This is a genomic window from Magnetospira sp. QH-2 (assembly GCF_000968135.1).
GTDB lineage: Bacteria > Pseudomonadota > Alphaproteobacteria > Rhodospirillales > Magnetospiraceae > Magnetospira.
The window spans coordinates 3448996-3463389 of the sequence record NZ_FO538765.1; the positions used below are offsets into that span (position 1 = coordinate 3448996).

The 14394-nt window shown below is 60.5% G+C and carries 20 protein-coding genes; 6 read left to right on the forward strand and 14 right to left on the reverse strand.

Annotated features, from left to right (window positions below; translation table 11 throughout):
* Window positions 1-5 precede the first annotated feature (5 nt).
* Window positions 6-458 carry a hypothetical protein gene (locus MGMAQ_RS16195; protein ID WP_046022367.1) on the forward strand — a complete coding sequence of 151 codons (453 nt, stop codon included), beginning with the start codon at window positions 6-8 and terminating at the stop codon, window positions 456-458.
* A gap of 1 nt (window position 459) precedes the next feature.
* On the opposite strand, the gene MGMAQ_RS16200 is transcribed toward MGMAQ_RS16195, so the two are convergent.
* Window positions 460-669: a hypothetical protein gene (locus MGMAQ_RS16200; RefSeq protein ID WP_046022368.1), complete on the reverse strand. Its 210-nt coding sequence runs from the start codon at window positions 667-669 to the stop codon at window positions 460-462.
* On the opposite strand from MGMAQ_RS16200, the gene MGMAQ_RS16205 reads away from it, so the two are divergent.
* Complete coding sequence (locus tag MGMAQ_RS16205) at window positions 668-1354, forward strand: RluA family pseudouridine synthase (protein ID WP_046022369.1); 687 nt, start codon at window positions 668-670, stop codon at window positions 1352-1354. The genes MGMAQ_RS16200 and MGMAQ_RS16205 overlap by 2 nt on opposite strands.
* Here MGMAQ_RS16205 and MGMAQ_RS19855 read toward each other — a convergent pair.
* Window positions 1349-2413: a response regulator gene (locus tag MGMAQ_RS19855; RefSeq protein ID WP_148560998.1), complete on the reverse strand. Its 1065-nt coding sequence runs from the start codon at window positions 2411-2413 to the stop codon at window positions 1349-1351. The two genes, MGMAQ_RS16205 and MGMAQ_RS19855, sit on opposite strands and share 6 nt — an antisense overlap.
* Before the next feature lie 172 nt (window positions 2414-2585).
* Here MGMAQ_RS19855 and MGMAQ_RS16215 point away from each other — a divergent pair, with 172 nt between their 5' ends.
* Window positions 2586-2831, forward strand: a complete 246-nt coding sequence (locus tag MGMAQ_RS16215) for a DUF2312 domain-containing protein (RefSeq protein ID WP_046022370.1) — start codon at window positions 2586-2588, stop codon at window positions 2829-2831.
* 3 nt (window positions 2832-2834) lie between these two features.
* On the opposite strand, the gene MGMAQ_RS16220 is transcribed toward MGMAQ_RS16215, so the two are convergent.
* Both MGMAQ_RS16220 and MGMAQ_RS16225 read right to left on the reverse strand, forming a co-directional pair.
* Window positions 2835-3425: a YqgE/AlgH family protein gene (locus MGMAQ_RS16220; RefSeq protein WP_046022371.1), complete on the reverse strand. Its 591-nt coding sequence runs from the start codon at window positions 3423-3425 to the stop codon at window positions 2835-2837.
* Between the two features lie 40 nt (window positions 3426-3465).
* A complete protein-coding gene (locus tag MGMAQ_RS16225) occupies window positions 3466-4362 on the reverse strand; it encodes a LysR family transcriptional regulator (protein ID WP_046022372.1) in 897 nt (298 codons plus the stop codon).
* Window positions 4363-4661: 299 nt separating this feature from the next.
* Between MGMAQ_RS16225 and MGMAQ_RS16230 the strand changes: the two genes are divergently transcribed.
* The 3 genes from MGMAQ_RS16230 (at window position 4662) to MGMAQ_RS16240 (ending at window position 6996) form a co-directional block, all read left to right on the forward strand.
* On the forward strand, window positions 4662-4895 hold the full coding sequence (locus MGMAQ_RS16230) for a hypothetical protein (RefSeq protein ID WP_158498880.1): 234 nt from the start codon (window positions 4662-4664) through the stop codon (window positions 4893-4895).
* A 4-nt stretch (window positions 4896-4899) separates the two neighbouring features.
* Window positions 4900-5787, forward strand: coding sequence for a universal stress protein (locus MGMAQ_RS16235; RefSeq protein WP_046022374.1), 888 nt, complete (start codon window positions 4900-4902; stop codon window positions 5785-5787).
* A gap of 120 nt (window positions 5788-5907) precedes the next feature.
* On the forward strand, window positions 5908-6996 hold the full coding sequence (locus tag MGMAQ_RS16240; protein WP_046022375.1) for a sulfite exporter TauE/SafE family protein: 1089 nt from the start codon (window positions 5908-5910) through the stop codon (window positions 6994-6996).
* Between the two features lie 16 nt (window positions 6997-7012).
* Here MGMAQ_RS16240 and MGMAQ_RS21130 read toward each other — a convergent pair whose 3' ends face one another.
* From MGMAQ_RS21130 to MGMAQ_RS21565, 10 genes are all read right to left on the reverse strand, one after another.
* A complete protein-coding gene (locus tag MGMAQ_RS21130) occupies window positions 7013-7189 on the reverse strand; it encodes a hypothetical protein (RefSeq protein WP_158498881.1) in 177 nt (58 codons plus the stop codon).
* Between the two features lie 62 nt (window positions 7190-7251).
* On the reverse strand, window positions 7252-8907 hold the full coding sequence (locus tag MGMAQ_RS16245; protein ID WP_046022376.1) for a hydrogenase maturation protein: 1656 nt from the start codon (window positions 8905-8907) through the stop codon (window positions 7252-7254).
* Window positions 8907-9968, reverse strand: coding sequence for a hydrogenase expression/formation protein HypE (gene hypE / locus MGMAQ_RS16250; protein ID WP_046022377.1), 1062 nt, complete (start codon window positions 9966-9968; stop codon window positions 8907-8909). Before hypE ends, MGMAQ_RS16245 begins: the two co-directional genes overlap by 1 nt.
* Complete coding sequence (locus MGMAQ_RS16255; protein WP_046022378.1) at window positions 9965-10318, reverse strand: DUF86 domain-containing protein; 354 nt, start codon at window positions 10316-10318, stop codon at window positions 9965-9967. The genes hypE and MGMAQ_RS16255 overlap by 4 nt, the downstream gene beginning before the upstream one ends.
* Window positions 10318-10614 carry a nucleotidyltransferase family protein gene (locus MGMAQ_RS16260; protein ID WP_046023441.1) on the reverse strand — a complete coding sequence of 99 codons (297 nt, stop codon included), beginning with the start codon at window positions 10612-10614 and terminating at the stop codon, window positions 10318-10320. The genes MGMAQ_RS16255 and MGMAQ_RS16260 overlap by 1 nt, the downstream gene beginning before the upstream one ends.
* A 4-nt stretch (window positions 10615-10618) precedes the next feature.
* Window positions 10619-11746, reverse strand: a complete 1128-nt coding sequence (hypD, locus tag MGMAQ_RS16265) for a hydrogenase formation protein HypD (protein WP_046022379.1) — start codon at window positions 11744-11746, stop codon at window positions 10619-10621.
* A complete protein-coding gene (locus tag MGMAQ_RS16270) occupies window positions 11743-11976 on the reverse strand; it encodes a HypC/HybG/HupF family hydrogenase formation chaperone (RefSeq protein WP_046022380.1) in 234 nt (77 codons plus the stop codon). Before MGMAQ_RS16270 ends, hypD begins: the two co-directional genes overlap by 4 nt.
* 19 nt (window positions 11977-11995) lie before the next feature.
* Entirely contained in the window at window positions 11996-12802 is an 807-nt protein-coding gene (hypB, locus tag MGMAQ_RS16275; protein ID WP_046022381.1) for a hydrogenase nickel incorporation protein HypB, read from the reverse strand.
* Between the two features lie 224 nt (window positions 12803-13026).
* Window positions 13027-13389 carry a response regulator gene (locus tag MGMAQ_RS16280; RefSeq protein WP_046022382.1) on the reverse strand — a complete coding sequence of 121 codons (363 nt, stop codon included), beginning with the start codon at window positions 13387-13389 and terminating at the stop codon, window positions 13027-13029.
* 68 nt (window positions 13390-13457) lie between these two features.
* Entirely contained in the window at window positions 13458-14363 is a 906-nt protein-coding gene (locus MGMAQ_RS21565; RefSeq protein ID WP_046022383.1) for a diguanylate cyclase domain-containing protein, read from the reverse strand.
* Window positions 14364-14394: the final 31 nt, after the last annotated feature.

The following is a 14394-nucleotide window of genomic DNA, read 5'->3' on the forward strand; positions in this document are numbered from 1 at the left end:
AGTCCATGGCCGGATGTGCCGGACCCTATACCCGGGTCTTTTTTGAAGAAAAAGACGCCGCCCGCTGCCAGAAACTGGCCAGTTCCCTGAGTGATCATGGTCTGGAAGCCGCCGACCTGCGACTGCCGCCGGGGGATGCCGGTCTCGATGACTTGGCTTGCGATATCGTCTTCCGTGACCCGGAGACGCCCGGCGAAAGCTGGACCTTGCGCGTGGCCAAGTTCCTTGGCCCAAAAAAAATGCTGCGCTGGACCCATGTGTATGAAGTCACCTTGCAACGACGCGGTGATGATGATGACGACACCGCTTGGCAGGGCCACCTCTACGCCGATAAGCTGGACCGGCTATTCAAACGGCTGTGGGAAGCCTATCCCCTTATCAAACACGGGCGCCCGGTGGCCGATCTGGTCGCCCCCGAGGATTCCCACATGACCCGCATTGACCTCTGTAATGAATGAGTTAGTTGGGCAGCAATCCGGGCCCTGGTTTCCGGTACGCCAGCTCCCGAACCGCATCAAGCACCGCTTTCCAAGTGGCGCTACCCTCGAAATCCCGGGCTTCCAACAGTTCGTTGGCCCGCTTCTGGGCATGGCGCCGCGCCTCCTTCGGCCCCTGTTCGTCGATCAGCCGCGCGGCCGTGCGGTAAGCTTCGCCGGGTAGTCTGGTCATGAATGCTCTGTCCTCTTCCTTCGATCCGGCGGCCAGGGTGCTCTATCAGGATTCCCTGGTCATGGTGCTCGACAAACCGGCGGGCCTGCCGGTGCATGGCGGCCCCGCGGGCGACGACAACCTGGAGTCCCATTTAGGCCTTCTGCGGTTCGGATACAAGGAGACACCGGCCCTGGCCCATCGTCTGGACCGCGACACCGCCGGATGCCTGATTCTGGGCCGCAATCACCGGGCCCTACGCAAATTGGGCAGGCTGTTTGAGCAAAGAAAGATCCGCAAAACATACTGGGCCGTGGTGACCGGCGCCCCCACGCCGCCGGAGGGCATTATAGATCGACCGATCAAAAAACTCTCCACCAAGGGAAGTGGCTGGCGCATGGTGACGGCAGCCGATGGTCAACGGGCCGTGTCTGCTTACCAAACTCTGGGCAGATCCGATGATGGCCTGGCCTGGCTGGAACTGAATCCCCGCACGGGCCGCACCCACCAGATCCGCGTCCATTGCGCGGCGGTGGGTTGCCCGATCATGGGAGATGAGCAATATGGAACCCCGGGTCCGACCCTCCATCTCTTGGCCCGGGCCATCGAAATACCGTTGTTCGAGGATCGTCCGCCGATCCGCGTCAGCGCCCCGGCGCCGCCGCATATGCAGGACGCGCTGAAGGCCTGTGGCTGGAAATCATGAGTTTTTGTCGATGGCGGCCTTGAGCCCCTTGAGCAACTGCCGCCCCACATCACCACCATCGCCCGAGATCTTCTCGCGGATCACCGCCCGCATGGTATCGATATGGGCCTTGACGATCTCCACCGCCTTGTCGTCCTCGTTGCAGCCCGCGCCGGTGGTATTGAACAGGCCCTTGGCAACAATGGTCACCAGCGGATAGCCGAAAGTGCCGCCTTGCCCGCGCAATTCCAGCGCCAACAGGTTGATCTTTTCGAAATGGGCGGTGCGGCCGCCTTTCTGTCCCAGGGCCTCGGCGCACAGATCCGACAGCTGGGTCAGGTAGTCCAAGGCCCAAGTGGAAAAGTCCAGCTTCGCCCGTTCGAGCTTTTCTTCCGCCTTGTCCAACAGGTCCGCCGGGAACTCGCCCGGTCCCGAATCACCCATGCCGCCCGCCTTGTCCTTCAGGCTATTGGGCAACTTGAACATCCAGACTCCGGAGTCTTCCTTCTTTGGCTGACGCATGTCCTTGGCGCCATAGACCATGGTAATATCCGATTCCTCGGTGGCGCGCCGCTCATCGCCGCCCGGCGCCGATCCGTAGCGCTGCCGCCGCCGGTCCGGTCCGAAATAGGTGTTGGTCATGACAAACGGGCGTGGATAGTCAATCACTTCAAGGATTTTTTTGTAGACCGATCCCACCGAATAGGGCTTGGCAAGAAACTCTGTCACCCCCATGTCGCGACAGGATTCCACGTACTTGCGGTCCGCCGCGCCGGAAATCATCAGGACGGGCATGAATCGATTGGGGGATTCCTTGGCCGAGCGCAGCCAGCGCAACAAAAGCAGACCATTGATCGGGGTCATGACCAGATCGGTAATGACAATATCCACATTGGTGCCGCCGACGGCCTGATGCCCGACCCGCATGGTCTTGAAATACTCGATGGCTGCTTCGCCGTTTTTGGCCGCGACGATATTCCTGAAGCCCAGCTGACGCAAAAGGTCTTCCATGGTGAAACGCATGAAGTCGTTATCTTCCACAAGGAAGACGCTAACCGTTTCGAGGTCGTATACAGCCAATTCAGGCTCTCCCAAGCAATTCCATTGCCGGCGACTTTTTTGAATGCCACACTCTTGTAGCGCAGAAACACGCGTATTGACAACCGACCTCAGGCTGTGTCCACCCCTTGCACCAGACCTTTGGGGGCGCTATTGTCCGTCCCCTATCCGAGCTTTGAGGGAGTGATCGAGAATGTCCGACACCGGAGGCATCGCCGCCGACCGCCTGCGCAGTTTCGTGGAGCGCATCGAACGGCTGGAAGAAGAAAAAACGGCCCTCGCCGCGGACGTCAAGGAAGTCTATTCCGAAGCCAAAGGCTCGGGCTTTGACACCAAGATCATTCGCCAGATCATCCGGCTGCGAAAGATGGACCAGTCCGACCGCCGCGAAGCCGAAGAGCTTCTCGATCTCTACAAAGCTGCCCTGGACATGGAATAGACGCTACTTCAAAACCTCCCACAGAGCGGCGGGATCCTCGGTAAACACCCACTTGGGCCGGGCTGGACGAATAGCCCAGAAACCCTGCTCTATTTCCGCCTCCAACTGTCCGGGGCCCCACCCGGCATAGCCAAACAGCAATCGACTCGGCTTTGGCGGCTCCCGCCGTGTCAGACTCTGTAGCGTCAGGCGATCCTTGCTGAGGTAGACCCCGGGAATGATCCGTTGCGAGCGCACGGTTTTCGCATCCGGAGAATGCAGCATCATGACCAAGCCCGGATCCACCGGCCCGCCGAACCATCCCTGGATTTCCGAATTCTGTTCCGATTCGTCGATACCCAGCTCGGTCAAAAGCGTCGATAGCGGTATGGGTAGCCCGGGTCGGTTGACGATCACCGCCACTGCTCCGTCACTGTCATGGGCGACCACCAAAAGCACCGTCCGCCCGAATACCGATCCTTGAAGGTCCTCCTTGGCCACCAGCAAATGGCCGACCAGGGAATCCACCGGATCGGGCGGCACCGCGACCGGCAGGCCGCGACCGATGGAAACCGGAAGCCCTAGAAATAGAACGACAACCAGAACCCGGACCAACAGCTGCCTCTTGTTAGTATGCCTGCGTTATTCTACCAGATTACAGGTCCCGGATCACCGAGATGAAGGCATCGGCCACCGGATGGTCGATGTTGGCGCGATGGCGGGCGATCCACAGGGTGCGCATGATGCGAAATCCACCCACCCGTATATGACGCAACCTTCCTTGGGCCACGAAATCCTCCACCGCAAACCGGGGCAGGAAACTCACATGGGACCCGGGCATCAACACATTCATCAAGGCATCGGTGGCCCCCACCTCCAAGGCCACGTTCAGCCCGCTGAAACCGATACGGTCCAGTGCCTCGTCCAGATCCAGGCGGGCCGAGGACCCGGGCTCGCGCAGCACATAGCTCAGATCATGCAGCATGGCGGCCGGAATCATCTCCTCGTTGGCCAACGGATGACGCGGACCGCAGACCAGCAACAGTTCGTCATCCATCCATTTCTGTACCAGGAGGTCCGGATGGTCCGGCGCCCGTTCCAATAGCGCCAGATCCGAAATGCCGTTGGCCAGGTTGGTCTGGATCTGTCGGCCATAGATCAACCGACTGTCCACCCGGTATTGCGGATGACGCTCGGAGAAAGCCAGCAGGAACCGGGGCAGGAAGTGCTCCCCAATGGCGATGGTCACATCCAGGTGCAAGGTTGTCTTTCCCTGCGCCATATCCAGCATCTCATGCCTGAGAGACAATTGCCGGTCGAGAGTCTGTACCGCCAGCAAATAGACCTTCTCCCCGGCTTCGGTCAGGTGCAGACGCCCGCTACGGCGCTCGGTCAAAGGTAGGCCATAACAGGCCTCCAGGGCCCGTAAACGTTTGGTCACCGCGGGCTGGCCGACACTCAACGCCTCGGCGGCAGCGGAGACACTGCCCCGTTCGACCACCGCCCGAAGGGCCGCCCATCCGCGAATATCCGGTAGATTTTTGTATTCCATACAGGAATATTAGAGTAAAATAATTCATTAGCCAAGGGCTGCTTTTCACCCAATACTCCCGTCCGAGCCGATAGAGACAGTCACTTGGTTTTCAGGGCTTCCGGGCCTTCACCGGACCTTTCACCATAGACTCGCATCGCACCCAATCCATCGGAGGAAATTCCGGGTTGGAATGGGTTGGCCACAACGTTATTTGATCTTGGGAGCAAAGGATGACCTCAACCATGGTCACGCACGCAGATGGACTCGCCCTTCCGGCTTCTTCGACCAAACGGTCGCGCCGTCTTCGCAATATGTTGATGATCCGCAAGTCCACCCGGACCGCCATCGGCCTGGGCCTGCTGAGCGGAATGCTTTATGCCGCTTTGTTCTATTACAGTGACGACATCCGGCACATGGCCGAGATGACCAATCGCGGCGAGAGCAAGCTCTACTTCATGGCCCCCATTGGCATTGCCTTCGTCTTCTCGGTTGTCCACGGCATGTTCACGGACAAGTTCTGGGAAGCTTTGGGCCTCAAGGCAAAGCGCTGATACAATGTCCCTTTCAAACGCGCTTCCGGAGGATCAGTCGGTGCAAGCCAGCCAGTTGTCGCCCATCGGGCGGTTCGAATCCATTCTGCTAGCCACCGACGGGTCGGAATACAGTGTCGGCGCCGAACGGGTCGCTCTCGGTTTCTGTGCCCAGCACGGCACCAAACTGCATGTGCTCTCGGCCATGGCCAAGCCCGGCGAATCAGGCTTCATGGGCCCGTCCGCCAGTGCCGAACAGCAGCAGAAGACCACCGAGAACCTGGAGCGCATTGCCACCTTGGCCAGCGAACAGGGGATCGAGTGTGAAACGCATCTGATGTCCGGCGATGATCCTTATGAAGTCATCGTCAAGGCCGCGAACCAGCTGGTGGTCGATATGGTGGTCATGGGACGGCGCGGTCGGCGCGGGCTGGCCCGAATCATGCTCGGCGACGCCACCGCCAAGGTCATCGGCCATGCCCCGTGCGCGGTGCTGGTGGTTCCCGGGGAATCTCAGATGTGGTCCTCCATTCTGGTGGCCACCGATGGCTCCCGCTATTCCGACATGGCCGCCGTCACGGCGGGCGAGTTGGCCAAGACCGGGAACGTGCCGTTGACCGTTTTATCGGTGAAAGTGCCGATCCACAGCGAACGTCGCCAAGCGGAAGCCCAGCCGATCGTCGATCGGGTTCTCGACTTCCTGAAGGACTCGGGCGTTCAAGCGCGCGGCCTAGTCGAAGAAGGCGCCGCTGACGACACCATTGTCGAAGTGGCCGCCGACCGGCAGGCTGGTTTGATCGTACTGGGAAATTTCGGCCGAACCGGCATTGGCCGGGTGCTGTTCGGATCTAAGGACGAGCGGGTTATCAATCAGACCACCGTGCCGGTGCTGATCACTCGCGGCGGAGGCTGAACGACCGGGCTCGTCCCGCAAATAGCTTCTAACACCAACCCTATTGAAACAACGCCGCGCCCAGGTCCTGGGCGCGCACAGCCCGGCTTTTTGCCGGATCCATAGCGAGGAGACCCTGTCATGGAAGCCATTAACTTCCTCGATCTCACCCCCGGAATGGTGGCCATCCTGTTTCTGGTCGGCTTCATCGGCGGCATGGTCAGCGGCTTCATCGGCTCCGGCGGCGCCTTTGTGCTGACGCCCGCCATGATGAGCCTGGGCGCCCCGGCCATCGTCGCGGTGGCCTCCAATATGGCCCACAAGTTTCCCAAGGCCCTGGTGGGCTCCATCAAGCGCGCCCGATATGGTCAGGTGGACGTCAAATTGGGGATTATCATGGGGATCTTCGCCGAAATCGGCGTGTTTATCGGCAAGGGCTTCATGACCGACATCCGCAAGCAGTTCGGCGACACCGGTACCGATCTCTATGTATCGGCCATTTTTGTGGTGGTGCTGGCGGTGGTTGGTGGGTTCGTCATGCGCGATGCCCTGAAAAGCCGCATATCCGCGGGCGACGACGACCAGGAGCACAAAACCCCGAAGCTGGCCCAATGGGTTCAGTCGGTGCGTATCCCGGGCACCATGATGCGGTTCAAATCCATCGGCAACAAAGAGGTCTCGGTGCTGTTCATCGCGCCGCTGGGAATCGCCACGGGTTTGTTGGCGGCCTCCATCGCCGTCGGCGGTTTTATTGGTGTCCCAGCCATGATTTATGTGCTCGGAGTCCCGGCCATCATGGCCACGGCCACCGAGTTGGTGGTCGCCTTTGTCATGGGCGCAGGGGGCAGCGCGCTCTATGCCTGGGATGGTTTCGTCGACATCCGCCTGTCCATGATCATCCTCGCCGGTTCCCTGTTTGGCGTGCAGATTGGTGCCATCGGCACCACCTATGTGAAGGACTGGGTTGTCAAGTTGATCATGGCCATGATCATGCTGATCGTGCTGGTCAGCCGCTTCTTCAAACTGCCGGTTTATCTGTCCAACCTGGATATGATCGACAAGCTGCCCGCTGCCACCAGTTCGCTGCTGTCCAACATCAGCTTCGCCACCTTGGGACTGGCTTTGCTCACAGGCGCCTTGGCCATCATCATCGCCCTGATCAAGGGGATGGCCGATGACCGAAAGGCCAAACAGGCTGCCGCGGCAGTGCTGGCGGATGCGTCATCCTGACGCATGGAATCAAAGCTCACCGAGCGTCCTTGATGACCTCTACCATGCTTTCGGCGAGGGTCCGGATGTTCTGCCTGAGAACTTGATCGTCGGTGCCCTTGGCGGCCACATGCAAAGCGTTGAGCAACACCTGCACTTCTTCAAGGGTCAACTGAAACCAGAAATCCTGGGCATCCTTTTGCTGGATTCTCATGCGGCATGTCCCGAATCATCGACGTCGAGGCGCATGATAGTCCGCTCATTCCGAAGGCGAAACTATCCGATGGGAGCAGATGATCCCCGCGCCCGCCGATGCGGGGCAATGGTCAGCGGCGTGCGGGACTTGGGTACCCGGTTGACGAAATTGTATCGTGCCACATGATAGCTCGGATCGAAGCCGTAGAAGTTCAGCTTCATGCGTTCCAGTTCCTCGGCCCGGAACTGGGCCAGCGGTTTTTCCGCTTCATCGGCCGCACGACGCGCGGCCTTGTCGGCCAGCAGTCTCTCCAGATCGGGAGATTCGGCCAAAGCCTCTGCCTTGGCCATCAAGGTGACCTCGAAATCATCAAGTATTTCGTCCAATAGCCCCAGCCCCAGGGCCTCAGTGGTGCCCATGGGCAGGCGCGCCTCGGCGATGGCCGCCGCCTGATCGGCGTTGGTGCGTCGGGGCAGCAGATAGGTCCAGAATTCGGAACCATACAGATTGCCCATGCCCTTGTAGTGCGGGTTGAGAATTACCCCCCGCCGCGCCCAGACCCGGTCGGCGGCCAGGGCCAGAAACACCCCGCCCGCTCCGGCGTTGCCCCGCAGGGCGGCAACGACCAGTTTGTCCGTCCGGCGGATGACCGCTTCGGCCAGATCATCCATGGCATTGATGTTGGCCCAGGACTCATCGGCGGGACGCTCGGTGATTTCGATGAGGTTCAAATGAATACCATTGGACCAGAAGTCCGGCCCGCCCATCAGCACCACCACATTCTCCGGCCCAGCACAGGCCTCGTCAAAGGCCTCTTTCAGGGATCGGCATTGACGAGTATCCATGGCTCCATTGTGGAACGGAAAATGGAGAGCCACGACACCGTTTTGCCGCTCGATCCATATTTCTCTATTATGTCCCTCTATCATGGGGAGCGTACCGATTTGATCCGCCAGGACCATGGTCGCGGGAAGCTTGATGGCTTCCTCGGTCTCCCAGTCCCGCAGGCGCCCGATCCAGACCGCGCCGTCAACCGTTGCCCGGCAAACCGCCGGGCCGCTATGGGCGATCAGCGCGCCAGGGCTGCCTTTAAGCTCCGATTCCCGATGGGCATCAAACAAAGAGAGATCCCGACCCAGACTGCGATCCCGCACACCGGGAAAACCGTCGGCCGCGCGGATCTTGCGCAGGACGGTCTCGGTGGTGTCTTGCGACCAATCAATGGCCCGGTCGGCCTGCGTCATCGCCGGGCGGGTGACATGGCGGGTCTGGGGAGTCCCCGGACCATCCATAGATTCCAGCGCTTCCTGCAGGGCCTCGACGGCCGCCTCGGTGACCTCATTTCGATAAAGACTGGACTTGGCGGCGGCGCGCAGGGGGAACGCCAACCCGGCGCGAATGTCTCCGGCATCAAAGTCGGCGGCCGCCTCCAAGATGGTCACGCCCCAGACCGCCACCCCTTCTTGAATGGCCCAATCCAGCGATGATGGCCCCCGGTCGCCCACCGGACCGGGATGGATGATCCAACAAGGCAGCCGGGCATAAACATCTTCTGGGATGGCCCGCTTGAGAAACGGCGCGACCAGCAGGTCCGGTTGAAACAGGTCCACGGCCTCGCGGGTCACGGCGTCGTTGACATCGAACTCCACCGCCACCTCGTGCCCCCATTGGCGCAAATCGACAAACAAACGTTGGGCCAGGGAATTGAAGGCATGGGTGAGCAACAAAATCCGCATCAGCAGATCCTCGGCAGCTGTTCTCCGTGCAGCCAGTCCACCACCCGCTGGCCGCCGAACAGGGTCTCCATGCGCACGAAATGGTGCGGGTCCTCGACCACCTCGCCGATAATCGCCGCGTTTTCTCCCAGGGGATGGGCGCGCATGGCGGCCAGCAGAGCCTTGGCTTGGTCGGCGGCGCAGATGGCAATCAATTTTCCTTCGTTGGCCACGTTGACCGGGTCCAGGCCCAGCAATTCGCAGGCACCCTTGACCTCGGGCCGCACCGGAATATCCGCCTCGCGCAGGGCCATGCCGACGCCCGACTGCCCGGCGATCTCGTTCAGGGTCGCCGCCAAGCCGCCCCGGGTCGGGTCGCGCAGGCAACGGATGCCCTCGGGTGCCGCCGCCATCATCGCGTCGATCAAACCGTTCAGCGACGCCGCATCGGAAAGGATATCGGTCTCGAAGGTCAGGTTCTCGCGCTTGGACATGACCGCCACCCCATGATCCCCCATGGTACCAGAAACAAGTATCCTGTCCCCTAATTGCGCAAGGTCCCCCGAAAGGGTTGGTGCGCCCTCCGGCAATAAGCCGACCCCGGCGGTATTGATGAAGATGCCGTCGCCGCTGCCTTTCTCCACCACCTTGGTATCGCCGGTGACCACCCACACCCCGGCTTCCCGGGCAGCGCGCCCCATGCTTTCGATGATCTTTTTCAGATCCGCCAGGGGCAATCCTTCTTCCAGAATAAAACCGACGGAGAGATAGAGCGGTTTAGCCCCGGACAAGGCCACGTCGTTGACCGTGCCATGCACCGCCAGCGAGCCGATGTCGGCCCCGGGGAAGAACAGCGGCCGCACAACGAAGGAGTCCGTGGACATGACCATTCGCCCGGCGGGCACCTCAAAGGCCGCCTGATCATTGCCCTGGCGCAGCAGGTCATTGTCGAAGGCCTCGACGAACAGCTCCTCGATCAGCTGCGCCATGGCCCGTCCTCCGGCGCCGTGGGACATTTCCACCCGCCCCTCCTTCAGGTCCAGCTTGCGGGGGAATTTCTTGCGGGGTTTGGTGTTGGTCATGGCTGCTCATCCAATTCTGCAAGCATACGTTGGACGGCATTTTTCAAGGGTGGTAGGTCGGTACGAACCGTTTTCCAAACGCGCTTGGCATCGAGTCTTTCATAGGCATGCCTTAAGACATTTCCGATATCGGCGACCTGACGCCAAGGTATGTCTGGGTACTCGCTTAACCTGTCTTGGGGGATATGACGCGATGCTTCCGAAATAATCTCCAGATACCGTTCAACCGCCGCGGCTTGGTCTGGAGCCTCTTGGTATTCCGTCAGAGATTTCCCAGTTGTCAGCCGCTCGATGCCTTCCATCGCTTTCAGCATGTGCTGAAGACGGTCTTTGGCGGAAGAGGAGGCCATCAAAACACCTCCAACCGGTCTTGCGCGATCCGAGCTTTGAACTCGAAGTCCAGGTCTTCTTCAATGACCAAATCCGCGCTTTTTCCTGTTAGGTCGCAGAGCATCAGGCGAATGCCGGCCATATCAACGAGGGAAAAATCGGCGTCAGGCATCAGGTCGATCACAACATCCACATCGCTATCCACACCTCCGTCACCCCGGGCCAATGACCCGAACAGGGCCAAGTGAGCCACACCACGGTGACGGAAATCTTCCGCATGCCGTCGGAGAAGGGAGATGGTCTGTTCGCGTGTCATTTGATTAAGCCGCCCCCCGGAATCGTCCATAGGTCCAGTGCGCCGCGCAAGCCCCTTCCGAGGACACCATGCAGGAACCCATGGGGGTTTCCGGCGTGCAGGCGGTCCCGAACAATTTGCAGTCGGCGGGCTGTTTGACCCCGCGCAGGATGGCGCCGCATTCACAGGCCTTGTGGTCTGGCGCCGCGTCGTCGGGGACGGTGAAGCGCTGTTCCGCATCCCATTTGGCATAAGCGGTCTTCAGCCGCAGGGCGCTGTAGGGCACCAGCCCCAGGCCGCGCCATTCGAAGCTCTTGCGCAACTCGAAGATCTCCGCCACCAGGGACTTGGCTTTCTCGTTCCCCTCGCGGGTGACGGCGCGGGTGTACTCGTTTTCCACCTCGAAGCGGCCGTCGTTAACCTGCCGTACCAGCATATGCACCGCCTGCAACACGTCCAGAGGCTCAAACCCGGCGATGACCACCGGCTTGCGGTATTCCTCGGCGAAGAACTCATAGGGCGCCGAGCCGATCACCGTGCTTACGTGAGCCGGGCCAATGAAGCCGTCCAGGGGCACCGTGCCGATCTCGCGCACTTCGGGGCTTTCCAGGATGTTCTGGATGGCCGCCGGAGTCAGCACATGATTGCAGAACACGCTGAAATTCTCCAGGCCCAGGGCCTCGGCCTGCTTGATGGCCAGGGCCGTGGGCGGGGTGGTGGTCTCGAAACCGATGGCGAAAAACACCACCTGGCGATCCGGGGTTTCCTGGGCGATTTTCAGGGCATCGAGGGTCGAATAGACCATGCGCACATCGGCCCCGTCGGCCTTGGCCCGCAGCAGGCTCTCGCCGCCAGAGCCGGGAACCCGCACCATGTCGGCATAGGTACAAAGGATGATGTCCTCGCTCTTGGCCAGGTGGATGGCGGCGTCGATGCGGCCCATGGGCAAAACGCAGACCGGGCAGCCGGGACCGTGGATCATGCGCACCGCTTCGGGCAGGACATCCTCGATGCCGTAACGGGCGATGGCGTGGGTATGGCCGCCGCAGAATTCCATAAAGTGATAGCGCTTGTCGGGCCGCACCTCGGCACGGATGGCCGCCGACAGGGAGCGGGCCAGATCGCCGTCACGGAATTCCTCGATATACTTCATGGGGCCGCCGCCACCAGTTCCCCGGCTTCGGCGAACAGGGCCAGTGTCTTTTCCGCTTCTTCCGGATCCAGCTTGGACAGGGCATAGCCCACATGGATGATGACATAGTCACCCACCCCGGCGCCCTCCACCAGGGCCAGGGAGACCTCCTTGCCGACACCACCCACCTCGACGCGGGCCATGTCATCTTCAAGCATGTCGGTGATCTTGCCGGGAATGGCCAGACACATGGGGGAAAGTCCTCGTTGGTTATTGGGCTGCGTCGGAGGCAGAGCGCGCCGCGCCCAGACCATCGCGCAGCCATTGATACCATTGATCCATGCCCTCGCCGCTGGTGGCCGAGACCTGCAAGACCTGGAGATCCGGTTTGACCCGCCGGGCATAGTCGATACAGCGCGCCACATCGAAGGTCAAATAGGGCAGCAGGTCCGCCTTGTTGAGCAGCATCAGGTCGGCGGCATGAAACATGTCGGGATATTTGATCGGCTTGTCCTCGCCTTCGGTCACCGACAACACCACCACCTTGTGCGCCTCGCCCAGATCAAAAGCTGCCGGACAGACCAGATTGCCGACATTTTCGATGAACAGCAGGCTGTCTTCGGCGGGGTTCAGGTCTCCCACCGCATGGCCGACCATATGGGCGTCCAGGTGGCAGCCCTTGCCGGTATTGACCTGCACCGCCGGAACGCCGGTGGCGCGGATGCGGTCGGCGTCGTTGTCGGTCTGCTGATCCCCCTCGATCACCGCCATGGGCAGGGTGCCTTGAAGGTCGGTCAACGTACGGGTGAGCAAGGTGGTTTTGCCCGAGCCTGGCGATGACACCAGGTTCAGCGCAAACACGCCCCGTTGGGCGAACAGATCACGGTTTTGGGCGGCGTGATGATCATTCTTGGACAGGATGTCCTGCTCGATCTGCACGATGCGCGAAGTCTCGGTCTCTGGGGCATGGCTGTGGTGAGCATGGTCATGATGAGAGTGGCCATGGTCATGGGCGTGATCGAGGGCTTTGCCTTCGACGCGGGCGCCGCCGCCGCCGCATCCGCATGTGGTACACATCAGCCGGTCTCCTATCTTTTGGACGGATCGACCATGGGGTCCGGCTAAACGGAACGCAGCGGACATACCACGGAAGATCGGCGCCTATTCTGCGCTTTCGGGTACTGGGTTTTCAAGGGTTTCTGAACGTTGTCGCAGTGATACCGCTACGGACCGAGTGGAAATCTTGTTCATGCCGACAAAAATAAAAGACTCTACCTGTGGTCATCCGATCAAGCGCTGCCTCAAGGCAACAGTTCCTTGACCTTTTCCAGGAGCATGTCCGGCCGGATGGGCTTGGACAGATGGCGGTCACAGCCACTTTCATACAGCTCGTCCAAATCCGCTTGGGTATCGGCGGCGGTCACCGCGAGAATCGGTATTCTCCGGGTCGCCTCATCCCGTTTGAGTCTGCGCACCACTTCGAAACCGGTCATTTGCGGCATGGCCATATCCAACAAGATCAGATCCGGTCGCAGTGTCTGGGCGGCTTCAAGCCCCTGCTTGCCGTCATTGGCGGTATGCACCTTGAATCCCTCATCAGAGAGAATATCCGAGATCAGCAGCCGGATGACCTCTTCGTCGTCCACAATCAATACGGTGGTCATCACACTGCCCCTCTAGTTTGCCCCATCCTCGGCGGCTCCTGTTACCCTATGGCGAGGACGCGCCCGGCTCAACCCAAATCGAAGGCGCTGACCATGACCCGATCCCGTCCGCCATCCTTGGCTTCGTAAAGCATCTTGTCCGCCGCCTTCAGCAGCGCTTCCGGCGTCGTGCGATCCGTGGGCACGCAGGTCGCCCCGCCCACGCTGATCGTCACATGATCGGCGGCCGGGGAATGGGCATGGGGGATATTGAGCGCGGCGACCGCCCGGCGAAAATTCTGCCCCATGACTTCCGCCCCTTCCACATTGGTATCATTGAGAATGGCGACGAACTCCTCGCCCCCATACCGGGCCAGACTATCGCCTGGTCGGTGAATACAATCGGCCATGGCCTTGGCCACTTTGATCAGGCATTCATCCCCCGCGCCATGGCCATAGTTGTCATTGAAAGGCTTGAACAAATCCACATCGATCATCACCAATGACAGGGGACACTTGGCACGGGTTGCCCGGGCCCATTCCCGTTCGCTGCCTTCATCGAAGGCCCGGCGGTTGGGGATCCCGGTCAGACCATCGCGAACCGCCCATTGTTTGATCAGATTGCTCTGCCTTTTAAGCCGCAAATGGGTGCGCACCCGGGCGATGACCACCGGCGGTGAAATGGGCTTGCCGATATAGTCAACGGCACCCAGATCGAATCCCTTGGTTTCCTCTTTGACATCGGTCAGACCGGTGATGAAGATCACCGGGATTTCATGGGTGATCGGGTCGGCCTTGAGGCGCTTGCAGACCTCGTAGCCATCCATGTCCGGCATGATGACATCCAGCAGGACCAGATCTGGCGGTTGGGTCGCGTTGGCCGCTTTCAAGGCCTGCTCGCCGGTGCGGGCCACCATGATCTCGCAATAGGGGTCCAGCAAGTCTGCCAGCATATCGCGGATAATCTTCTCGTCATCCACGATGAGCACGGTCATTTTCTCATCGGTACGCAATGGCTTTACCCTG